Source organism: Clostridium sp. Marseille-QA1073 (genome assembly GCF_054863625.1).
In genome coordinates, this window is sequence record NZ_JBSVQM010000014.1 from 92,669 (window position 1) to 116,173 (window position 23,505).

The following is a 23,505-nucleotide window of genomic DNA, read 5'->3' on the forward strand; positions in this document are numbered from 1 at the left end:
AATATTGTGGATATAAATACTAAAAATTTAAAAAAGAATGCTTTTAGAGTTACTAAGCATAGAGGAAAAGTTGCCATAAGAATAAGAGTACCTGGTGGTCATATGCCAACTAAATACTTTACAATTTTAAATGAAATTGCAGAGAATTACGGGAGTGGTACAGTACATTTAACAACTAGACAGGGTTTTGAAATTCCAGGTATAGATATGAATAAGATGGATGAAATAAATAATTTAATTCAACCAATTATAGAAGGTTTAGGAATAAATCAGCTTAATCCCAATAAGGGATATAACGCAGCTGGAACTAGAAATGTATCTGCTTGTATTGGCAATAACGTTTGTCCTTTTGGGAATTATAATACTTCTGAATTTGCTTTAAAAATTGAAAAAGCAATTTTCCCCAATGACTATCATGTAAAAATTGCATTAACTGGATGTGCTAATGACTGTATAAAAGCGAGAATGCAGGATTTTGGAATTATAGGTATGACAGTACCTCAATATGAAAGTTATAGATGTGTTGGTTGTGAGTCCTGTGTTAAGAATTGTAAGAAAAGGGTTACAGGAGCATTGAGTTTTGAAAATTTTAAGGTAGTGAGAGATCATTCTAAATGTGTTGGTTGTGGAGAATGTGTTGGAAAATGTCCTACAGGTGCATGGTCAAGGAGTATAGATAAATATTATAAGCTAGTAATTATGGGCAGAACAGGTAAGAAAAATCCAAGAATGGCTCAAGATTTTATAAAATGGATAGATGACGAAAGTATAATTAAAATAATTCTAAATACTTATGATTATATTGAAGAGTATATTGATAAAGATGCGCCAGGTGGAAAGGAACATATAGGATATATAGTTGATAGAACAGGATATAGAGAATTTGAAAAATGGGCATTAAAAGATGTAAAGCTTCCAGATATTGCAGAAGTAACTGAAAATATTAATTGGTACTAAGTTTCAATAAAAAAACCGTGAGTAATCACGGTTTTTTATTAAGTCATCTTCAAAAAATAATAGACCAGTACATTAGCCTATTTTCCATCATACTACGCTCACAGAACCCGCACATAGCACCACTATGAGCAGAACCTAACGCCTTGTCTGATATGAGGCATATTCAAAAAAAATAGATAGTCAGTATGCTTATCTATTTTGTATCATACTGCGTCGTTAGGTTTTCATGATAGGTAGACTATCGTAAAAACCTATCTCCTTGTCTGATGCAAAATATATTTCGCATCTTTAACTAACTATTTTATTTCATATGCTTAAAATATACTAATATCTTTGGTTTATTATTTTTTTCATATGCCTAAAGTTCATTCTTTACTATACTTCCATTTATCATAACAAATTTAACTTTATTTCTTAAATCAAAAGGATGTCCATTGTAAATTACAATATCAGCATCTTTATTTACTTCTATAGATCCAACTCTATCATCTATTCCTAATACTTCAGCGGCATTTATAGTTATAGCTTTTAAAGCCTCTTCTTCATTCAATCCTTCTCTAGCAGCTAATGCAGCACATACAGGTAAGTATTGAAGAGGAATTACAGGATGGTCTGTCATAAGAGCAATTTTAAGTCCTGCACTATTTAAAATTGCTGGTGTTTCAAAAGTCAAATTCTGAAGTTCGAATTTAGATCTATCTGAAAGGGTAGGACCAACTATTATACCTTTTAAAGTTTCTTCTTTTAAGTAATCAACTATTAGATGACCCTCAGTACAATGCTCTAAAGAAATTTCTACTCCAAATTCTTTAGCAATTCTTATAGCTGTCAAAATGTCATCAGCTCTATGAGCATGGGCTTTAAGAGGAATCTCTTTTCTTATTACTTTTGCAAGAGCATCAAGTTTCATATCAAATTCTGGTGCTTTTTCATTTCCTTCAATAGATTTACGTTGTTTTTCAACATAATTTTTAGCTTTTATTAAGTTTTCTCTGAGAACTGCTGCAGTACCCATTCTTGTTGAAGGACATTTATTTTGTTTATTATAAACTCTCTTAGGATTTTCACCAAAAGCAACTTTCATAGCGGCACAGTCATCTATTATCATTTCTTCTAGTTTTTTCCCATAAGTCTTCATTATAGCAAATTGACCACCAATTACGTTTGCGCTTCCAGGGCCAGTAGCAACAGTTGTAATACCAGCTAATAGTGCTTCTTCAAAGGATTTATCTACAGGATTAATACCATCAATTGCTCTTAGATGAGGCGTAACAGGGTCAGTAGCTTCATTTCCATCTGCACCTTCAAAGCCAATACCATTTTCCCACATACCTACATGACAATGAGCATCGATCATACCAGGCATTAAAAAACCACCTTGTGCATCAATAACTGTAGAATTCTCAGGTATTTCTAAATCTTTTCCTATTACTACAATTTTACCATTATCAACGATAATTGCTCCCTTATCTAAAACTTCCTTTGTCATAGTGTGGATGTTAGCATTTTTAATAAATATCATAACATTATACCCCCATAATATTCTTTAAAATATACTTATTTTTATTTAACGGAACATTTTACAATTATTTATATGAATACATCTTCAAAAAAATAACAATTCAGTTATGTCAGACTATTTTTACCACATGCCTAAACAAGATATCTATTATTGCTTTTTTACTATATTTGTGAAATGTCTTGGTGGAATATAATTCTTTTTTATACCTTCAGTAACTATTAAGTAAGTAGCAGCTGTATCGAATCTAGCATCATGATAACTTCCACTACCTTCGAAAAGTTCTTTTGCTTTATCTCTAATTTGACTTCTTTCTATACCTAAAAATCTAATAACTTCTTCAAGCTTAGGATTTTTAATTCCACCTCTATTATTTATGAACTTACATATGTTTTTATAATAATTCATTGTGCAAAAAACATTTTTAGGAGCATATTCTATATCACAATATTCAAGTTCATGACATAGGAACTTTATATCAAAATTAACATTATGTCCAATTAATATATCGGCAGATAAAAAATCATTTACAAACTCTTCATAAGAATCTTCAAAGTATTTTCCATTACTTAATTGGTATAAATCTTCAGCAGAAAAACCATGAACCTCTTCAGCTTCAGGTTCAACATATTCTACTGCAAAGAAAACATTTTTACCTTCAGTCTTTGCAGGTTTCACGCTAGTATCTACAACTATATAAGATAGCTGGCATATATTTCCTGGAGTTATTCCAGTAGTTTCTGTATCAAAAAATATCATCTTCATATGTAAAAACCTCCTAAGTATACTAATATAATAATACAAATTAGAGAATAAATATAGAGTGAATATGATAAATTACTTGTAAAGGTTTAAATAAAAAATATTAATAAATATACAAAAAATTAATGTCTTATTTGTGAATTTTGTAATATAATGTTGAATAAAAGTTACTTTAATATAGGAGGGAATGGAATGGACGAATATATGATATACACTATCCCAAGAGAAAAACATAATGAAAAAGATTTAAAATCAATACTTAATGTTCATAAGGAAATTAAGTTTGTGTCCCTAGTAGGAGTAGATCTATTAGGTAATGACACTGACGAAAAAATTCCTGTAAAAAATTTTTTAGAAGATATACATACTTTTTTAAATGGAATGGCAGCACAGACAGACGGATCCTCAGTTGTTTTACCAGGTATAGCAAAATTAAATAATGCTAAAGTAGATATGAAGGCTGATTTAGATTGTAACTGGTTTATAGATTATAATTATGAAAATGTAGATGAAGAAACAAATAAACCTATAGGTACTTTAAGAATTCCATGCTTTTTATATCACGAAGGAAAAGCTGTAGATTCAAGAAATATTTTAAAAAGCACCATAACATTTTTAAAGCAAAATATTATGAAGTTATTGGAAGAGAATAAAGAAGCCCTTAGTTATTATGGAGTTACTTTTGATGAGGTAGAAGGAGTAGAGATAACTTCTGCTACAGAATTAGAATTTTGGGTAAAAAGCCCTAATGAGCTTGCAGAGTTAGAAGCATTATCTACTTCTCAAGCTTTAAAAGAACAATATTGGAAAAGAACAAAGGGTTCTGTAAGAACAGCTTTAGAGCAAAGCTTATTACTAATGGATAAATATGGACTAGAGCCTGAAATGGGGCATAAAGAAGTTGGAGGAGTTACAGCTAAATTATCTCAAAGTGGAGATTTAGTTCATGTAATGGAGCAGCTTGAAATCGATTGGAAATATTCTAATGCCATACAAGCTTGTGATAATGAACTATTTATTAGAACTCTTATAAAAGAAACTTTTAGAAGGAATAAATTAGAAGTTACTTTTGCAGCGAAGCCTATGGATAGTGTTGCAGGTAGCGGAAAGCACGTTCATATGGGCATAGTGCTAAAATTAAAAAACAATAAGAGAATTAACCTTTTTACATCAAAAGAAGGTGGATTCATAAGTCCAATAGGATATGGTGCATTGATGGGAATGCTTAAAAATTACGAAGTTATGAATCCATTTATATCTTCTTCAAATGATGCATTTAGAAGGTTAAAACCAGGATTTGAAGCTCCAGTTTGTATAGTTACATCTCTAGGACTAACTAAAGATGTACCTTCAAGAAATAGAACTATACTTATAGGATTAATTAGAGATAAGGGTAATCCTATGGCGACGAGATTTGAATTAAGATCTCCAAGCCCACGTACTAATACATATTTAACATTAGCAACTATGAATATGTGTATTCTAGATGGTATAAGATATGTTATTAAAAATAATAAAAATGAAGAAGAATTATTGAAGGAAATATCTAAAAAACCTGGAGAAGACTCACCGTATTTAGAAAAGCACAGATCCTATAGAAGTGAAGAAGATATATTTGAGGATTTTTCAGAAGAAGAAAGAGGAGAGTTTTTTGGAAAATCTCCAAGAACAGTGTATGAAAATATCATAGGTTTTGACAACTGTAAAGATAAGCTTAAAGTAATAACTGAAGGTAATATAATAACTGAAAATATAATAAATAGTTATAAAATAGCTATTTTAAATAAATATGCTATGGAAATAGAGCATAGAATAATCTTAAATTATATGGATGAAGTTAGAAACTGTAAAATACTTCATCATAATGAAATTGATTGTGATTTAGATAAGAGTAATTGGGAAGATATTAAACTTATTAGAGAAAATATAATGAAGGATACAAATGTTAGAAAAAGTATATTCTCAGAAATAAGAGAAGCTATTAATAACGAAGAGTATGATAAATTATCAGAGCTTCAAATAGTATTAGAAGAAGAAATGCAAAATTTAAGAGATAAATATCTATCATATTCAAGAAATTTGATAGATTTTCATATATAAAGTTCTAAAAATTATATTTAGAAAAGCTAGCTTGAAGCTAGCTTTTTTTCTAAACCTTTTACTACATCCTTATATTTCTGTTGTGATTTTATGCCATCTGGGGAATTTTCAAGTTGAAAACATCTTTCATTTAATTCATCCATTTTTTCTTTAGATAAGCTTCTTTCTGCAAAGCTATATATAGTTGAATTCTCTTTATTAATATGTCTTTGTAATAAGTCCGTATATCCTATGGCATTAGCTATTATATCTAATTTAGACTCTTCATTACCATTATTAAAATCTGAAATAGCTCTTTCTAAATTAACTACATATAGTCTTCCTAAATCATGCTCTACAAGCATACCCATAATAGGACCATTTTTTATTCTTTCGCCAAGAGCATCACCCATAATTTTAAATAATATAAGCTCTTCCTTATTATGATGATGACTATCAGCAAAATTTTTTATAAAATCTATACAGATATTAAAGTCTTCAACACTTACTGTATTTTCATTTAATATCTTAAGACATAATTTTCTCATTATTTTTAACATTCTTACAATAAGATTATGTTCCTCTACCATTAAATCGATCGCTTTCATAATAGTTACCTCCTAAGATTTTAATATTATTATTCTAATATAAAAATTTACTATTATATTTATAGGTTTATCATAAATTTTTATAAAATACAATATTAAATAAATAATATAGAATCTTTTTTATAATTTTATAAAAAATATTAAGTTATAATAAATTTAAAGAAGTGGATATGAAAAAACATATTAAAGTAAATTAATACAGTATAAATTCGTAATAAAATGAAGATAAGTTTATAAAATTAGGTATTTCAGTAGAAATTAATAAATCGTAGTATTTGAATATATGAATATAATGTGATATTCTAAATTTAAATACTTTATAGAAATTTTATATTATAAAAAATAATAATTTTAAGAGAGGCTGATAATCATGAAAAAAGTATTAGTGGTAGGTGGAGTTGCTGGAGGAGCTTCAGCAGCAGCTAGATTAAGAAGATTAGATGAAGAAATTGAAATTATCATGTTTGAAAAAGGCCCTTATATTTCCTTTGCTAACTGTGGACTTCCATACTATATAGGTGAGATTATAAAAGATAGGAATAAACTTATAGTTACAAAAGAAGAATTGATGAAAGATAGATTTAATATTGATGTTAGGAGTAATAGTGAGGTAATTGAAGTTAGCAGTGGAAATAAAGTTGTTAAGGTGAAAAATGGTGATAAAGTTTATGAAGAAAGTTTTGATTATTTAGTTTTATCACCAGGGGCTAAACCTATAGTACCTAAAATAAAGGGTATAGAAGATAGCAGAATAAAAACTCTAAGAAATATTCCTGATACTGATAAAATTAAAGCAGAAATAGACAGTGATAAAGTTAAGAAAGTCACTGTTATCGGTGGTGGATATATAGGCATAGAGATGGCTGAAAACTTAAGAGAAATAGGTTTAGAGGTAACTTTGGTGGAAGCTGCACCGCACATTTTAGCGCCGTTAGATGATGATATGGTAGTACTAATAGAAAAGGAATTGGAAAATAAAGGTATTAAGTTAATATTAAAAGATGGAGTTAAGGAGTTTAAAGGAGATGAAAATTCAATTACTGCTATACTAAATAGCAATGTAGCCGTTGAAGGGGATCTAGTGATACTTGCTATAGGAGTTACTCCAGATACAGAATTCTTAAAAAGCAGTGGAATAGAATTAGGAGCTAAAGGCCATATTTTAGTAGATCAGTATTTAGAAACGAATATTAAAGGTATTTATGCTGCAGGAGATGCGGTAGAAGTAGTAGATTTTGTAAATAAAAATAAAACCGCTATACCTCTTGCTGGACCAGCAAATAAAATGGGTAGGATAATAGCAGATAATATTTGTGGATATAAAAATCAATATAAAGATACTCAAGGAACTTCTGTCATAAAGGTCTTTGATTTAACAGCAGCATCTACAGGAAATAATGAAAGAACTTTAAATAAATTTAATATTCCATATAAAATAATATATGTTCATCCGAATAATCATGCTGCCTATTATCCTGACGCTACACAAATGACTTTAAAGCTAATATTCAATGATGAAGGAAAAATTTTAGGAGCGCAGGCAGTAGGATACGATGGAATAGAAAAAAGAATAGATGTTATTGCTACAGTCCTTAGGTTAGGCGGCACAGTTTATGATTTAACTGAGCTAGAATTAAGCTATGCACCTCCATATTCTAGTGCAAAGGATCCTGTAAATTTTGCAGGATATATAGCTGAAAATGTATTGTCTGGAAAAAGTCATATAGTATTACCTAGAGAGGTTGATGGAAGAGATAGAGAGAAAGTTGTTCTAATTGATGTTAGAACTAAAATGGAACGAGACAATGGTTATATAGATGGTTCAACCCATATAGATGTCAATGAGTTGAGGGATAAAATTTCTGAGTTAGATAAATCTAAGGAATATTGGATACATTGTGCAGTAGGGTTAAGAGCTTATATAGCAGAAAGAATGTTAAAAAACTATGGTTTTAATGTGAAAAACGTAACTGGAGGATATAAAAGCTATAAGGCAGAAAAATTTGTTCCTAAAAAGTTTATAAATAATCAAGAAAATCAATATTTCACTAAAATTAATCATAATAAAAAAGAAATTGCTTTAGATGTTTGTGGATTACACTGTCCTAATCCTTTAATTAATTTAGAAGAAAAAATAAAAGAACTAAACAGAGGAGAAATATTAACAGTAAAATCTTCAGATACTGATTTTCAAGATGATGTGAAAAGTTTTTGTGAAAGAAATAAGTGTAAATTAATCCATGTAGAAATTGATAAAGGTATTGTAACCGCTAAAGTAGAAAAGCTTTAATTAGAGATAAAGCCGTGACTATTTGTCACGACTTTATTTATATATATAGTAAAAATTAGTTTTAATACAAATATGATAGATAATAGGTACATAACAATTGAAATAGATTTCTTTTTATTTGAATTAATAAATAGATTTATTAGTACATTAAGAATTACATATGAAAGTATTTCTAATATCAATTTAAAAAGACTTCTATAAATTCCTTCTTTAGCGGAATTAGTACTATTGCTATATTATATTAATTTATAAATTAATATAATAAAAATTATACATATACCATTATTGGTATAATTTCTATATAATTATATATTTTATCACTTTCCACAATATCTTTTTCATTATCATATCCATTAAGACTTAATAGCTTATTTTCCATTAATTTCAGTCCCAAATCTTCATATAAATCTTTAGAATGTTCTTTTACTTCCTTATCAATAGAGTTTACTTTCCCAACTATAGTAACATATTTGTTTTCCAAACATTGAGAATATGCATTTAAATATTTGCTTTCTAGGTGAATAATGGCTTTATAACTATTAAATAAGGGCTCAGAAATATATTCCATGCAATGATTATCTTCAAGAGATGAATAAGTATCTTTTAAAAAATTTAAAAGAGCACTTTTATCAACCTTGCCTTCTAGTATATTTTCTTGTGGATTAACTATACTTTCTATCTCAAGTGTATTTATTAAATTTTGAAGTTTTTTTAGCTGAGAGCTTTTATGAATTCTACAACTTATTTGAATAGTATCGCCAATTTTAGCTTTTTCCAATGCTTGTATAGTAGTTATATTTTTTAATAATTTGTATTCGGTTAGTAATTGATGAAGTTTTACAAAAGTAGTAATGGGGCATGCAGTAACTTCCTCTAAAGTCAAATTTAGAAATCCTTGTAGTACTTGCACAAATGCAGTACCTTGGCTAATTTTACCACAGGTAAGTTCACTTAAAGGAACGTTGCTATTTATAATTATTTCTCTTCTATTTGCAACAACATCTATTTCTCTAAATCTTATAAAAGCAATTTTATACATGCTGACAATAGTATCATTATTTACATAAAGTGGAATAAACACATCACTCACTTTATTCACTCCTTTTAGTATTATAATAAATTCTATATTGTATTTATTACATTTAGAACAATTATTTGGGTTAAGAACATTATTTACATTAAATCTATTTAGAATTTTCGATAAAGTGATATAATATTTATGAAAGGGGGATGCATATGAAAATAATGATTGCATTGATACTAGGAATGATATTAGGCTATTTCATTCCATTGACAAAAAAACAAAAGGAAGTTAATGGAAAATTACAACAACTAGGTGTAGTATTTTTGCTATTTTTCATGGGAGCCTCAATTGGTGCGAATGAAGAGGTAATAAGGAACATAGGATCGATAGGATTGAAATCCTTTACGTTTTCACTATTAGCTTGTGCTTTTAGTGTAATAGTTGTGTATTTTTTAAGCAAAAAATTTTTTTGTGATAAAAAAGAAGCAATTCAAGCAGAAAAAGAAGCTATAGTTGAAAAATGTGAAGAGGGGGGAATGTAAATGACTATAATTGTTATAGTTTCAATGATCTTAGGCATCGGATTTGGATATTTTATATTCCCACAAAGTATAATAGAAAATTTAGATAGTATTGCATCTATCTGTTTATATGTACTTATATTTTTAGTAGGAATTGATGTTGGATCAAATAAGAAAATAATAAAAGATATAAAAGCTATAGGAATTAAAGTTCTCATTATACCAATAGGAGTTATTTTTGGCTCTCTAGTTGGAGGACTTATAAGTGGATTAATATTTAGAATGCCGTATAATGAAAGCTTAGCAGTAGCTTCAGGTTTTGGATGGTACAGCTTATCTGGAATTATGCTTACAGAACTTGCGAATGCACAGTTAGGTGCTACAGCCTTTTTATCTAATGTATTTAGAGAAGTAATTGCAGTAATATCCATACCTATATTGGCAAAAAGACTAAATTATTATTCCGCAATTGCACCATGTGGAGCCACTTCTATGGACACTACACTACCTTTAGTAGCAAAAGCTACAGACTCAGAAATAGCAGTAATAGCATTTATAAATGGAGTTATATTAAGCTCCTTAGTACCGGTTTGCGTTACATTTTTTTATAATCTTTAATTTAAGCAAGTAGATAATAAATAAGTTTTATTATCTACTTATTTATTTAAAAGAAAATTTAGCTTTGATATAATAAATTTATAGCAAGTTTTATAGCTTTTTAATCTATGAACAATAAAACTTATTATTGGAGAATATTTTGTAGTAAAAGAGTTACCTGCAACTATAGAATTAGAACTATAGATATTAAAATAGAGCTTTAGTTTTTAATGTAGGAGCAAATGTTATTATGAGAAAAGTTGAACCTTATAAATATAGAGCTTTGTATGATATATATCCTAAAAATCTTAAAAATGAAAAAGTTATATTAACTGAAGTAAAAGAGAAAGAAAATTTTATACATAGCATTAATAGAACAGTTTTTAATACCAAAGGAGATTTAATAAAGTGATAGGAGGAAATATATGGAGAGATATAGTGGGGGAGATTTTATAATTCATGATGAAATTTTAGAAAGTATTAATTATGGATTGGAAAAATCAAAAGATGTAAATTTTATTGAAAAATTATTAGATAAAGCTAGAGAAGGAAATGGACTTAGTTATAAGGAGGCAGCAGTACTTTTAAATGTAGAAGATGAGAAAATATTAAATAAAATATTTAAGCTGGCAAAAGAAGTTAAAGAAAAAATATATGGTAAGAGAATTGTAATTTTTGCGCCACTTTATGTAAGCAATTATTGTGTTAACAATTGTAAATATTGTGGTTACAAATCTTCAAATGAAAATTTTAGTAGAAAAAAGCTGACAATGGAAGAACTTAAAGAAGAAGTAAGAGTTTTAGAAGCTTTAGGACATAAAAGAATTGCATTAGAAGTAGGAGAAGATCCTATTAATTCACCAATTGACTATGTACTTCAATGTATAGAAAATATATACTCATTAAAATTTGATAATGGATCTATTAGAAGAATAAATGTAAATATAGCAGCAACTACTGTAGAAAATTATAAAAAATTAAAAGAAGCAAATATAGGAACATATATATTATTTCAAGAGACTTATCATAAAGAAAGCTATGAAAAATTTCATCCTAATGGACCTAAGCATGACTACGATTATCATACTACTGCAATGTATAGAGCTAGAGAGGCAGGAATAGATGATATAGGATTAGGAGTACTATATGGATTATATGATTATAAATATGAAACTATTGCAATGTTAATGCATGCAGAAAGTTTAGAGAAAGATACTGGAGTTGGCCCTCATACTATTTCTGTTCCAAGAATAAAGACAGCAGAAAATGTAAGTTTAGATAATTATCCATACTTAGTTAGCGATGAAGCATTTAAAAAAATAGTGGCGGTATTACGATTATCGGTGCCTTATGCAGGAATTATATTATCTACTAGAGAAGAAGCTAAGTTTAGAGATGAGGTAATTTCCTTAGGGGTTTCCCAAATAAGCAGTGGTTCTTGTACAGGAGTAGGTGGATACCAGCATCAAAAGGGTAAGCCACAATTTGAGCTAGGAGATAATAGATCTCCAATAGAAATTATAGAAAGTTTATGTGAAAGTGGATATATTCCAAGTTATTGTACTGCTTGTTATAGAGAAGGACGAACTGGTGATAGATTTATGGCATTAGCAAAGTCTGGCGAAATAAATAATGTGTGCCAACCTAATGCATTACTAACTTTAAAAGAATTTATTATAGATTATGGTAGAGAAAAAACAAAAATTTTAGGTGAAAATATAATAAATAAAGAATTAAAAGAAATGAAAAATGAAGGTATTAAAGCTTCTGTTATTGAAAAGCTTAATAAAATTGAAAAAGGTGAAAGAGATTTAAGATTTTAAGATAGAAGGAGTTTAATATTATGTTACAAACACCAAATTCAAATAGAGTTCATATATCTGTATTTGGAAGGAGAAATGTAGGAAAATCTACTCTTATAAATGGATTAACTAACCAAAATACATCTTTGGTTTCCGAAGTAAAAGGTACTACTACAGATCCGGTATATAAAGCTATTGAGTTTCATCCAATAGGCCCAGTGGTTTTCATTGATACTGCAGGTATTGATGATGAAGGTGGTATTGGAAAGCTTCGCATTGAAAAAACTAAAGAAGTTTTATTAAAAACTGATGTAGCTATACTACTTTTTGATGATGAAAGTTTTAAGGATTTTGAAATTGAAATACATTGGTATAATTTATTAAAAGAGAAAAACATTCCTGTGATTGGTGCTATAAATAGAAAGAATGTAAATTCTATAGATAAACATAATCTATCTAATATATTTGATATTAAAATTATGGAAATTAATGCCAGTAAAAAGGATAATTTAAATCAGCTAAAAGAGGAATTAGTAAAAATAATTTCTAAAACAGAAAACGACTTATTAATATTAGGGGATATTATTAAACCTAAGAGTAAAGTATTATTAGTAGCTCCACAGGACATTCAAGCTCCAAAAGGGAGATTAATACTCCCACAGGTACAAACTTTAAGAGATATATTAGATCATCATGGTATTCCTACGATAGTTGCTTTAGATGAGGTAGAAGAAGCTCTAAAGCTTTTAAATAATAAGCCTGATTTAGTTGTGGTAGATTCTCAAGTATTTAAAATTATTAATGAATTAATATCTAGGGATGTGCCATTGACTTCTTTTTCTATTTTAATGGCAAGACAAAAAGGAGACTTAAAAACTTTAGTAGATGGAGCAAAGACTATAGATAAGCTTAAAAGTGAAGATAAAGTATTAATTTCAGAGGCTTGTAGTCATCATAGCTTAAAAGGGGATATTGCAAGAGAAAAGATTCCTAAACTTTTAAGTAGCAAGGTTAAAGGAATAGAAATTCATAATGTAAGTGGAAGTGATTTCCCAAAAGATTTATCACAATATAAATTGGTTATACACTGCGGTTCTTGTATGTTTAATAGAGCTCAATTTATGTCAAGAATAAATTGCTGTAATAATATTAATGTATCTATAACTAATTTTGGATTAGCAATAGCAAAATTAAATGACATGTTAGATAGAGTTATAGAACCCTTTAAATTATAATGTAGACTAATGCATAATTAAGTAATATTGTATAGGATTTTAAAGACTAACAATTTTTATTGTTAGTCTTTAATAAAATTTCCGTAAATTTAACTATTATTTTTTACTATAATGGGTATGGAGAAGCTCATGAGATTTTTTACTATAAGGCTCTCCTAAAAACTCATCATAAAGTTTTATGATATATGGATTTTCATGAGATTTTCTTATAGACTTATTTTTATCCTCTTTATATAATGCAGCTCTACGTTTTTCAAGAATAGAAGTATCGTCTTTAGAATAAGGTTGACCACCTCCATTAATACAACCTCCAGGACATGCCATTATTTCGATTAAATGATAATTAGCAGTACCATTTCTAATTTTTTCAAGTAAGCTTCTTGCATTTCCAAGACCGCTTGCAATAGCTACATTAACATAAATATCTTTAATTTTTATAGTAGCTTCTTTAACACCGTCTAAACCTCTAACAGAAGTAAAGTCTAAATTTAAAAGTTCTTCTTTAGTAATCCATTCATATGCTGTACGTAATGCAGCCTCCATAACTCCACCGCTAGCACCAAAGATTGTACCAGCACCAGTAGATTCACCTAATGGATTATCAAAGATATCTTCATCTAAGGATGTTAAGTTAATTCCAGCTTCTCTTATCATTTTTGCCAGTTCCCTTGTACTAATAACAATATCAACATCTGGAATTCCATTTCTAGACATTTCTGGCCTTGAAGCTTCATATTTTTTAGCAAGACAAGGCATTACTGAAACAACTACTAAGTTTTTAGGATCAATATTCATCTTCTCAGCCCAGTAGGTTTTAGCAATAGCTCCCCACATTTGTTGAGGAGATTTACAGGTTGAAGGTACGTCTAATAAATCGTGGAATTGATGTTCAAAGAATGAAACCCATCCAGGGCAACAACTTGTTAACATAGGAAGTTTTCCATCATTTTTAAATCTATGAATAAATTCAGAAGCTTCTTCCATAATAGTGAGGTCTGCACCAAAATTAGTATCAAACACATAATCAAAACCAATTTTTCTTAGCGCTGAAACCATTTTTCCTGTAACAGGGTTATCATCATCTATACCAAATTCTTCTCCTAGTGCTGCCCGTATTGCAGGTGCCGTTTGAACGACTACAATCTTATTCTTTTGATTTATTGCTCTCCAAACCTTTGAAGTGTTATCCACTTCAGTTAGTGCACCAGTTGGACAAACAGAAACGCATTGACCGCAGAAAGTACAGCTTGTCTCTGTCATAGGTTCGCCAAAAGCAGGAGAGATAACAGTTTGAAATCCTCTTTCTACAGCACTCAATACCCCTACAGTTTGAACTACATCACACATAGTGGTGCATCTTCTACACAATATACATTTATCTAAATCTCTAACAATTGAATTACTTGATGTATCTAAGGGATAAGTAGACATCTCGCCAAAGTAGGGTATTTCCCTTATACCTAAATCAGCTGCCAATTTTTGAAGTTCACAATGCATGCTTTTATGACAAAGCAAGCAATTTTGTGGATGATCTGAAAGCAATAATTCCACTACTGCTCTACGAGAAGCAATTGCTCTAGCAGTATTAGTTTTTACTACCATACCATTTTGGACTATTGTGGAACAAGCTGGTGCAAGATTTCTTCTTCCCTCTATTTCAACTACACAAACTCTACAGGAAGCAGGTTGGTTTTTTGTTTTATCATCATGCAATTTTAAATAACATAAATTTGGTATATTTATATTAAGTTTTTTAGCAGCATCTAGCACTGTTGAACCTTCTTGAATAGATACATCTATATCGTTTATTTTAAGTGAAACTAAACTCATTTTTATACCCCTTTTCTATATTATTTAAGGACAATAGCATCAACGGGACAACTTGTCTTACAGTTACCACACTTTATGCATTTTTCTTGATTTATGCTATGACGAACTTTTACTTTACCAGAAATACAATTTACTGGACATTGCCTTGCACATTTAGTACATCCTATACATTTATCTGTAATTACATATTTAAGTAAATCCTTGCAAACTCCTGAAGGACAAGTTTTATCAAATACATGAGCTTCATACTCATTCATAAAATATTTCATAGTGCTTAATATAGGATTAGGCGCAGTTTGTCCAAGACCGCATAATGAGGTATCTTTAATAATCTCTGAAAGTTCCTTTAATCTTTCAAGAGTTTCAGCATCGCCTTTTCCTTTAGAAATTCTATCTAACATTTCCAATAAACGAGTAGTTCCAATTCTACAAGGAGTACATTTACCACAAGATTCCTCTCTTGTGAATTCAAGATAAAATTTCGCTATATCTACCATACAATTATCTTCATCCATAACTATCATTCCGCCGGAGCCCATCATTGAGCCAATAGAATTTAAGGATTCGTAATCTATAGGAGTATTAAGATATTGAGCAGGAATGCATCCACCAGATGGACCACCAGTTTGTACTGCTTTAAACTTACGGTTGTTTTTAATACCTCCGCCAATGTCATATATTATTTCATTCAATGTTGTACCCATTGGTACTTCAACTAGCCCAACATTATTTATTTTACCTGCTAACGCAAAAACTTTAGTGCCTTTAGAGGTGGTTGTACCAATTTTATTATACCAATCAGCACCTTTGTTTATAATTACAGGTATAGAAGCAAGAGTTTCTACATTATTAACGCATGTTGGTTTACACCATAACCCTGATTCGGCAGGAAAGGGAGGTTTATTGGTAGGTTCTCCTCTTTCACCTTCAATAGAGTGAATTAATGCAGTTTCTTCACCGCATACAAAGGCACCAGCACCATATTTAATTTGTATGTCAAAGTTAAAATCAGTATTTAAAATATTTTTCCCTAATAATCCTAATTCTCTTGCTTGCTTAATTGCAATTTGCAATCTACTTATAGCAAGAGGGTATTCAGCTCTTATATAAACACAGCCAATAGAAGCTCCAATTGCATAAGCGGCGATTGCCATTGCCTCTATAACACTATGAGGATCACCTTCTAATATAGAACGATCCATAAATGCTCCGGGATCACCTTCATCTGCATTACAAATTATATATTTTTCATCAGATTTATAATTTTTAGCCATATGCCATTTTTTACCAGTAGAGAAGCCACCACCACCTCTACCACGTAGTCCAGAATCATTAATTATATTTATAACCCCATCTTGACCCAATTCTGTTAAAGATCTTCCAAGAGCAAGATATCCATTTTCAGCAATATATTCTTGTATATTCTCAGGATCTATTAATCCACAATTCCTTAAAGCAATTCTTACTTGCTTTTTATAAAATGTCATTTCATCCTGTGTTCTAACTTTTTTACTTATGGTAGGCTCCTCATATAATAATCTTTCTATGATCTCACCATTAACTAAATGAGATTCTACAATTTCTCTAGTATCTTTTGGAGAAACATGAACATAAAAGACATCATCAGGAGTAATCTTTACTATAGGACCTTTTTCACAAAATCCAAAACAGCCAGTTGTAGTTACAAAGATCTCTTTTGAAAGACCAAAATCTTTAATTTCTTTAATTAGATTTTCTTTAATTAGATCACTTTCAGCAGATTTACAACCAGTTCCACCACAAATTAATATAACTTTTCTATATTGATCTTTACTATAATTATAATTGTCACAGCCAGTAGATTTTCTTATATTTAATAAGTTTTTGTTATCATTATGAATTTTTTTTAGTTCTTCAAATGAAGCTATTTTATTCAAGATACCGCCTCCTAATTAGTATATTCCCTAAGGATTTGTGAAACCTTGTCCACTGTTACATGACCATAAACTTTATCATTAACAGATACCACAGGTGCAAGTCCACAAGCTCCAACACATCTTAAAGAACCTAAAGTGAATTTCATATCTTCTGTAGTCTTACCACAAGCTATACCCAACTGATTTTCAAACTCCTTTAGAACGTCACCAGCACCTCTAACAAAACAAGCAGTACCTAAGCATACATTTATGACATACTCTCCCTGAGGCTGAGTTTTAAAAAATGAATAAAATGTAACTACCCCAAATACTTTAGAAGCAGGAATGTCCAGTTTTTTAGAAACAAAAAGCTGAACTTCTTCAGATAAATATCCAAATATACTTTGTGCTTTGTGCAAAACTTCTATAAGTGCACCTTTTTTATTAGGAAGTGAGTCTATAAATGTTTCTAACTCTAAAAATTTTTCATCTTTTTCATAACAACAGCACAATTAAAAAACCTCCTTATAATTTAATTAATGTTATCTTTTTAACAATAAAATATGAAATCTTTAAAAAATAGCATATTTCATTACGTAAAGAATTTAGAATATGTAATATACTATGACGGAACATTTAAAATATTATGAAAATTAATTTAAAAATATTATATATTATGAATAATTAAAATGTAAAGTTTTTTATAGATGATAAAATAAATTTTTAGATAATAAATTAAAACTTCAAAAGTATCTATGATATAATTTATATAAAATACAAAGGAGGGGATGGCATGATTTATAATTTTGATGAAAGTATAGATCGAAAAAATACAGGATGTGTTAAATTTGATGGGTTAAAAGAACGATTTGGAGTAGAAGATTTAATTCCTATGTGGGTTGCGGATATGGATTTTCAAGTAGCTGAACCTATAATTAAGGCTATAAAACACAGAGCAGAGCATCCTATATTAGGATATGCTAAGTTTGAAGATAGTTATTATGATGCTATAATTTATTGGATGAAAAATAAGCATAATTGGAATATAAAGAAAGAATGGATATGCTTTACTCCAGGCGTTGTTTCGGCACTAAATTATGCAGTTCAAGCATTTTCCTCCCAAGGAGATGAAATAATAATACAAACGCCGGTATATGCACCATTTTCAAAAGTAATTAAATTTAATGGAAGAACTATTGTTAATAACCCATTAAAGTATGAAAATAATAATTATACTATGGATTTTGATGATTTAAAAAGAAAAATAACTCCAAGAACTAAGTTGTTATTTTTATGTAATCCTCATAATCCAGTAGGAAGAGTTTGGACTTTAGAAGAGTTAAAGATTTTAGGTGAAATATGTATAGATAATAATATAATTATAGTATCTGATGACATACATTTTGATTTAATATACAGTGGATACAATCACACAGTAATTGCTTCAATTAGTGAAACTTTTGCACAAAATTCTATTATTTGCACTGCTCCAAGCAAAACTTTTAATATTGCAGGATTACAAGTTTCTAATATTATTATTCCAAATAAAGAATTGAGGAAAAGATTTAAGGTTACTTTAGAAAATAATGCTGTATTTGGTGCAAATGTATTTGGGATAGAGGCTTTAAAAGCATCATACTATCATTGTGATGATTGGTTATCTCAATTAATGATATATTTAGAAAAAAGTTTAAATTATATAATAGATTTTATTGAAAATTATATACCAAAAATAAAAGTTATAAAACCACAGGGAACTTTTATAATTTGGCTAGACTGTTCTAATTTAAACATGAATGAAAAAGAAATTAAAGAATTTTTTATTAGAAAATGTAGACTAGGTCTTGATGAAGGAAGTATATTTGGGCAAGAAGGAAAATATTTTATGAGAATGAATATAGCATGTTCTAAAAAAATTATTGATGAAGCTAAATAGAATTAAAAAAGAAGTTGATAAGTTAAAATAAAATTTTATTATAATTTTTGTATATATAAATAATAGAAACATATTAAGGAAATATATAATTATTAATAATAACTCAGATGACAAAAGTTCTGAAAAAATTGTAAAAATAATCATAGATTAATATAAGTAAAATGGTTCTTCTATAATTTTAAGAAGAGCCTTTTATTTATGTAAAAAATATGTTATTTTAAACTTATTTTTATATTTAAGGAGTGACGAATCAGGCAAATTTCGTAAAATTAGTTAACATAATTAAAATTAAGAACATTAAATTTTAAAGTAAACTAGAATATGAAATAAACATTAAATTTATAAGATATTAATAAAAATTGTTAATTAAATCCAAAATTTATCATAAATGTAATATAATTATGAAATTTAAATTAAAATATATAAGAGGGATATCAACAATCTAATTTTAACTTTTAAAATTTCATTTAATAGTAATGTTTTAAATTTAACTTTTTATAGCTAATTTTATAAAATTACCAAGGCGTATTTTAGATGAAAGTAATCATAAACGCTATATTATATGATTTTGAAAGTTTTAAAAATAAATCATATGTATTATTTGAAAATAAGATAATAAAAATTCATCTATGGAAGAGTCTTTAATAAATGAAAATATTAAAGAAATATTAAAACAATTGTGCTGGAATTTAGATAGCAAGCTTACAAAAGAGGAGTGACTTTATAGTACTTTGATTTATATTGAATAGTATAGAAAATAGTATTAAAGCCATTTTCACTTATCATGTTAGAAGTAGGGATATATTTATAAGAAATTAGGTATGATTTGAATGGATACTTTAACGACTTTAAATTATAATAATTATACTTTTTATAAAGAAGATTCTATTTTACTGAATAATACTGTAAAGATGAAATTTTAACTAATAATAAATTAGTTAATTTAGGAGATAATAGTAAATTTTAAAATTTACTATTATAGAAGTAGATTGTGAAAGAAAATTTCATGATATAGATATAATTAAAGATTGTAATAGGATATTGAAAAAATATAGAAGTTTATATATAGAATTCTAATATAGAGTGTTGTGGAGGTGTAATTTTGAGCAAATATATAAGCACTCCAATAAATAGATTTGATGCAAAAGAGAAAATAAGTGGTGAGGCTAAATATATATCAGATATTAAATTAGAGAATTCTTTATACGCAAAAACCTTAAGATTAACTAAAGCAAGAGCAAAAATAGTAAATATAAAATATCCGACAATGCCAGAGGGATATTTTATAGTTGATAAAAATGATATAGCTGGAAAAAATAGAGTAAAAATAATGTTTTATGATATGCCTTTTTTTGCTGATGAGATAGTTAATTATATAGGAGAGCCAATCACTCTTATAGTTGGCAAAGATAAAGAGAAAATATTAGATATTATCAATAAAATAGAAATTGAATATGAGGAAATGGAACCTATTTTTACTATAGAAGAGAGTGAGAATAGTAAAGATAAAATTCCTATATATAAAGATGATAATTGTTTTGCAAATTACTCCTATAAAAAAGGAACTATAGATAGTGCTTACAGTTCATCTCATAAGGTGTTTAGCAGAGAATATAAAACTGGATATCAAGAGCATGTATATTTAGAGGCTCAAGGTATTGCTGCTACTTATGATGAAGAAACTCATAAAGTTACTGTTATTGGATCAATGCAATGTCCTTATTTTGTAAAAGATGTAGTAATTGAAGCTATGGGATTAGCTGAAGATAAGGTTCAAATAATTCAATCTACAACTGGGGGAGCTTTTGGAGGTAAAGAAGAATATCCTTCATTGACAGGCGGTCAAGTGGCAGCGGCTGCTATGAAAGCAAAAAAACAGTAATACTTATTTTTGAAAGAGATGAAGATATAGAATGTTCAACTAAAAGGCATCCATCAAAAATCAAATTAACTACTTTAGTAGATGAAAATAATAAAATTATAGGAATGGATGCAGATATAATTTTAAATGGCGGTGCTTATTCAGGGCTTTCAAACATAGTGCTTCAAAGAGCTATGTTTACAATCACAGGAGTATATAATATTCCAAATTTAAGGGTAAAAGGGAAGGCACTAGCTACAAATACAGTTCCAAATGGAGGCTTTAGGGGATTTGGAGAGCCTCAAAGCATATTTGCATTAGAAATGCATATTGATTATATGGCTAATGAATTAGGTGTTGATACTTTGGAATTTAAAAAAATGAACCTACTTAATCAAGGAGATTTATCTTCAACTGGAGGAATTTTTAGAGGATATGTACCATTAAATAATTTGATTGAAAGAGTTGAAGAACTTAATAATTATAGTAAGAAAATTAAAGACTTTAAATAATAATTATAGAGGCATAGGTTTATCACTATTTTTTCATGGGGGAGGATTTACAGGAAGTGGGGAGAGAGACCATATAAAGGCAGTGGTTAAACTTAAGAAGTACACAGATGATACTGTGGAAATACTTATTTCTAATGTGGAAATGGGGCAAGGTGTTCATACTACTTTAAGAAAAATTGTTGCTACGGAATTAGATATGCCAATTGAAGCAGTTATTATTATTAATCCTGATACAGATAGAGTACCAGATTCAGGACCTACAGTTGCTTCTAGAACTATAATGGTTGTAGGAAAGCTATTGCAGGAAGCATCCAAGGAATTAAAAGAAAAATGGGAAAATACTAAAGAAGTCGAGGTTACTACTAAATATAAGTTCCATGAAGGATTTTATTGGAATGATGAAACTTTTCAGAGAGATGCTTACAATCAATATTCATGGGGTGTTAATGTTGTAGAGGTACAAGTTAATCCTATTACTTATGAAGTGAATGTTAAAGAGATATATGCAGTATATGATGTTGGCATTGCAATTGATGAAAAAATAATTAAAGGTCAAATAGATGGAGGTATTATCCAAGGATTAGGACATGGCTCTATTGAAGTTATGGAATGTAAGAATGGTCAACTTATTCAAAGAACTAATACGAATTATGTTATACCTACAGCTTTAGATTTCCCTAATATTAAAAGTGAACTTATAAATAATCCTTATGATAATGGACCTTTTGGAGCTAAAAGTGCAGGAGAATTAACTTTTGTAGGTGCACCTGTAGCTTATGCTTTGGCAGTTAAAAATGCTATAGGAAAAGATATAAATAAAATACTAGTTAATCCAGAGTATCTAATGGAGGTGATGGGTAGTGAATAAAGTAAGTTTTGTATTGAATAATAAGAAAATTGTTTTTAGAATGTAATCCATTAAAAAGATTAATTGATGTAGTAAGAGAAGAATTCAATATAACTGGAGTTAAAGAAGGGTGTGGCCAAGGTGAATGCGGAGCCTGCTCGGTTATAATAAATAAAAGACTAGTAAATTCCTGCCTAGTACCTATTGGTAATTTAGAAAACATGGAAGTTTTAACTATAGAAGGATTAAAATTAACTAATCGATTTGAAATCTTAGGACAAGCTTTTGAGGATGCAGGAGCAGTACAATGTGGTTTTTGTACACCTGGAATGATAATGGCAGCTGAAGCGCTTTTAACTAATAATCCTAATCCTAAGGAAGAGGATATAAGAAGAGGTATATCAGGAAATCTATGTAGATGTACTGGGTATAACATGATAGTAGAGGCAGTAAAATTAGCATCTAAAAGAGGTGAGGGTTTATGGTAAATTGTTATAGGCCCAATACTTTAAAAGAAGCATTAGACATATTGAATAAGGAAGAATGTATTATATTAGCAGACGGAACAGATCTTATGGTTAGAAAGAAACGATGGTCTGGATTGATACCTAATTTTGAAGAACAAGTATTGTTTATAAGTCATTTACCTGAATTAAAAGAAATAAAAGTAGAAGATAATGATTTAGTTATTGGAAGTTACTGCAAATTGGGGGAGTTAGAAAGAAATAATATGATTCCTCAATATCTTAAAGATGTTATAAAAGAAATGGGGTCAATTGGAACTAGGAATATTGCAACAATTGGAGGAAACATTTGTAATAGCTCGCCAGCGGCAGATATTTTACCCCTACTATATGCATTAGGGAGTAAAGTCGTTATAGCTAATAGTAATGGAGAAAGGAAAATTACCATAAAAGAATTGATAGTTGGACCAGGAAAAACAATATTAAAAAATAATGAGATATTAAAGGAAATTATTATAGAAAATTATAATTTTACTGATTATTATTATCATAAAGTAGGCACTAGAAAATCTACAGCACTAGCTAAAGTTTCATTTATAGGATTTTATAAAATAGAAGATGACATAGTAAAAGACATAAGAATAGCATTGGGAGCAGTGTCTCCAATTATTGTAAATGATAGAGATTTAGAGTGTTCATTTATTAGTTTAAGTAAATTGGAAGCAAAGGCAAAGTTAGAAGAAATAATAGAACGATATAAAGAGAT

Annotated in this window: 17 protein-coding genes and 3 pseudogenes; 13 read left to right on the forward strand and 7 right to left on the reverse strand. The window is 28.9% G+C overall.

All coding sequences use genetic code 11. The features are described from left to right. The first annotated feature begins 6 nt into the window (after window positions 1-6). Window positions 7-957, forward strand: coding sequence for a sulfite reductase subunit C (gene asrC / locus ACY1IQ_RS13465; RefSeq protein ID WP_461614428.1), 951 nt, complete (start codon window positions 7-9; stop codon window positions 955-957). A gap of 358 nt (window positions 958-1,315) precedes the next feature. Here asrC and ACY1IQ_RS13470 read toward each other — a convergent pair whose 3' ends face one another. Both ACY1IQ_RS13470 and ACY1IQ_RS13475 read right to left on the reverse strand, forming a co-directional pair. Continuing rightward, window positions 1,316-2,479 (reverse strand): amidohydrolase, encoded by a 1,164-nt coding sequence (locus ACY1IQ_RS13470; protein WP_461614429.1) that lies wholly within the window; start codon window positions 2,477-2,479, stop codon window positions 1,316-1,318. Window positions 2,480-2,626: 147 nt separating this feature from the next. Further along, the gene (locus ACY1IQ_RS13475) at window positions 2,627-3,241 is read right to left on the reverse strand and encodes a 3'-5' exonuclease (protein ID WP_461614430.1); all 615 of its coding nucleotides are present in this window, start codon (window positions 3,239-3,241) and stop codon (window positions 2,627-2,629) included. Window positions 3,242-3,430: 189 nt separating this feature from the next. Here ACY1IQ_RS13475 and ACY1IQ_RS13480 point away from each other — a divergent pair, with 189 nt between their 5' ends. Next, window positions 3,431-5,338: a type I glutamate--ammonia ligase gene (locus ACY1IQ_RS13480; protein WP_461614431.1), complete on the forward strand. Its 1,908-nt coding sequence runs from the start codon at window positions 3,431-3,433 to the stop codon at window positions 5,336-5,338. A 26-nt stretch (window positions 5,339-5,364) separates the two neighbouring features. Here the strand turns inward: ACY1IQ_RS13480 and ACY1IQ_RS13485 are convergent, their stop codons facing one another. Continuing rightward, entirely contained in the window at window positions 5,365-5,925 is a 561-nt protein-coding gene (locus ACY1IQ_RS13485) for a hemerythrin domain-containing protein (protein ID WP_461614432.1), read from the reverse strand. A 367-nt stretch (window positions 5,926-6,292) separates the two neighbouring features. Between ACY1IQ_RS13485 and ACY1IQ_RS13490 the strand changes: the two are divergent. After that, window positions 6,293-8,209: pseudogene (locus ACY1IQ_RS13490) on the forward strand (FAD-dependent oxidoreductase); the annotation flags it as partial. 274 nt (window positions 8,210-8,483) lie between these two features. On the opposite strand, the gene ACY1IQ_RS13495 reads toward ACY1IQ_RS13490, so the two are convergent. Further along, window positions 8,484-9,305, reverse strand: coding sequence for a hypothetical protein (locus ACY1IQ_RS13495; protein ID WP_461614433.1), 822 nt, complete (start codon window positions 9,303-9,305; stop codon window positions 8,484-8,486). A 146-nt stretch (window positions 9,306-9,451) separates the two neighbouring features. Here ACY1IQ_RS13495 and ACY1IQ_RS13500 point away from each other — a divergent pair, with 146 nt between their 5' ends. From ACY1IQ_RS13500 to hydF, 5 genes are all read left to right on the forward strand, one after another. After that, window positions 9,452-9,781 (forward strand): LysO family transporter, encoded by a 330-nt coding sequence (locus tag ACY1IQ_RS13500; RefSeq protein ID WP_069187782.1) that lies wholly within the window; start codon window positions 9,452-9,454, stop codon window positions 9,779-9,781. After that, complete coding sequence (locus ACY1IQ_RS13505) at window positions 9,782-10,378, forward strand: LysO family transporter (protein WP_461614434.1); 597 nt, start codon at window positions 9,782-9,784, stop codon at window positions 10,376-10,378. It begins immediately after the preceding gene. 229 nt (window positions 10,379-10,607) lie between these two features. Then, window positions 10,608-10,769 (forward strand): hypothetical protein, encoded by a 162-nt coding sequence (locus tag ACY1IQ_RS13510; RefSeq protein WP_461614435.1) that lies wholly within the window; start codon window positions 10,608-10,610, stop codon window positions 10,767-10,769. A gap of 13 nt (window positions 10,770-10,782) precedes the next feature. Beyond that, window positions 10,783-12,180, forward strand: coding sequence for a [FeFe] hydrogenase H-cluster radical SAM maturase HydG (hydG, locus tag ACY1IQ_RS13515; protein WP_461614436.1), 1,398 nt, complete (start codon window positions 10,783-10,785; stop codon window positions 12,178-12,180). Between the two features lie 20 nt (window positions 12,181-12,200). Then, a complete protein-coding gene (gene hydF / locus ACY1IQ_RS13520; RefSeq protein WP_461614437.1) occupies window positions 12,201-13,394 on the forward strand; it encodes a [FeFe] hydrogenase H-cluster maturation GTPase HydF in 1,194 nt (397 codons plus the stop codon). Between the two features lie 96 nt (window positions 13,395-13,490). Here hydF and ACY1IQ_RS13525 read toward each other — a convergent pair whose 3' ends face one another. From ACY1IQ_RS13525 to ACY1IQ_RS13535, 3 genes are read right to left on the reverse strand one after another with little or no spacing between them, the layout of a single operon-like run. Next, on the reverse strand, window positions 13,491-15,224 hold the full coding sequence (locus tag ACY1IQ_RS13525) for an NADH-dependent [FeFe] hydrogenase, group A6 (RefSeq protein WP_461614438.1): 1,734 nt from the start codon (window positions 15,222-15,224) through the stop codon (window positions 13,491-13,493). A 20-nt stretch (window positions 15,225-15,244) separates the two neighbouring features. Then, on the reverse strand, window positions 15,245-17,140 hold the full coding sequence (locus ACY1IQ_RS13530; RefSeq protein WP_461614439.1) for an NADH-ubiquinone oxidoreductase-F iron-sulfur binding region domain-containing protein: 1,896 nt from the start codon (window positions 17,138-17,140) through the stop codon (window positions 15,245-15,247). An 11-nt stretch (window positions 17,141-17,151) separates the two neighbouring features. Beyond that, window positions 17,152-17,631, reverse strand: coding sequence for an NADH-quinone oxidoreductase subunit NuoE family protein (locus ACY1IQ_RS13535; protein WP_461614440.1), 480 nt, complete (start codon window positions 17,629-17,631; stop codon window positions 17,152-17,154). 281 nt (window positions 17,632-17,912) lie between these two features. Here ACY1IQ_RS13535 and ACY1IQ_RS13540 point away from each other — a divergent pair, with 281 nt between their 5' ends. From ACY1IQ_RS13540 to ACY1IQ_RS13560, 5 genes and pseudogenes are all read left to right on the forward strand, one after another. After that, complete coding sequence (locus tag ACY1IQ_RS13540) at window positions 17,913-19,055, forward strand: MalY/PatB family protein (protein WP_461614441.1); 1,143 nt, start codon at window positions 17,913-17,915, stop codon at window positions 19,053-19,055. 1,102 nt (window positions 19,056-20,157) lie between these two features. After that, window positions 20,158-21,428: pseudogene (locus tag ACY1IQ_RS13545) on the forward strand (xanthine dehydrogenase family protein molybdopterin-binding subunit). Then, a complete protein-coding gene (locus ACY1IQ_RS13550) occupies window positions 21,382-22,296 on the forward strand; it encodes a xanthine dehydrogenase family protein molybdopterin-binding subunit (RefSeq protein ID WP_461614442.1) in 915 nt (304 codons plus the stop codon). Before ACY1IQ_RS13545 ends, ACY1IQ_RS13550 begins: the two are co-directional and overlap by 47 nt. After that, window positions 22,289-22,763, forward strand: a pseudogene (locus ACY1IQ_RS13555) ((2Fe-2S)-binding protein). Before ACY1IQ_RS13550 ends, ACY1IQ_RS13555 begins: the two are co-directional and overlap by 8 nt. Beyond that, window positions 22,757-23,505, forward strand: a 749-nt coding sequence (locus ACY1IQ_RS13560; protein ID WP_461614443.1) for an FAD binding domain-containing protein, incomplete at its 3' end; no start/stop codon positions are given. The pseudogene ACY1IQ_RS13555 and the gene ACY1IQ_RS13560, both read left to right, overlap by 7 nt.

Coding starts and splice junctions, on each gene's coding strand:
- hydF (WP_461614437.1), top strand. CDS start 12,201: ATGTTACAAACACCAAATTCAAATAGAGTTCATATATCTGTATTTGGA.
- ACY1IQ_RS13475 (WP_461614430.1), bottom strand. CDS start 3,241: ATGAAGATGATATTTTTTGATACAGAAACTACTGGAATAACTCCAGGA.
- ACY1IQ_RS13485 (WP_461614432.1), bottom strand. CDS start 5,925: ATGAAAGCGATCGATTTAATGGTAGAGGAACATAATCTTATTGTAAGA.
- ACY1IQ_RS13510 (WP_461614435.1), top strand. CDS start 10,608: ATGAGAAAAGTTGAACCTTATAAATATAGAGCTTTGTATGATATATAT.
- ACY1IQ_RS13540 (WP_461614441.1), top strand. CDS start 17,913: ATGATTTATAATTTTGATGAAAGTATAGATCGAAAAAATACAGGATGT.
- ACY1IQ_RS13500 (WP_069187782.1), top strand. CDS start 9,452: ATGAAAATAATGATTGCATTGATACTAGGAATGATATTAGGCTATTTC.
- ACY1IQ_RS13480 (WP_461614431.1), top strand. CDS start 3,431: ATGGACGAATATATGATATACACTATCCCAAGAGAAAAACATAATGAA.
- ACY1IQ_RS13505 (WP_461614434.1), top strand. CDS start 9,782: ATGACTATAATTGTTATAGTTTCAATGATCTTAGGCATCGGATTTGGA.
- hydG (WP_461614436.1), top strand. CDS start 10,783: ATGGAGAGATATAGTGGGGGAGATTTTATAATTCATGATGAAATTTTA.
- ACY1IQ_RS13525 (WP_461614438.1), bottom strand. CDS start 15,224: ATGAGTTTAGTTTCACTTAAAATAAACGATATAGATGTATCTATTCAA.
- ACY1IQ_RS13470 (WP_461614429.1), bottom strand. CDS start 2,479: ATGATATTTATTAAAAATGCTAACATCCACACTATGACAAAGGAAGTT.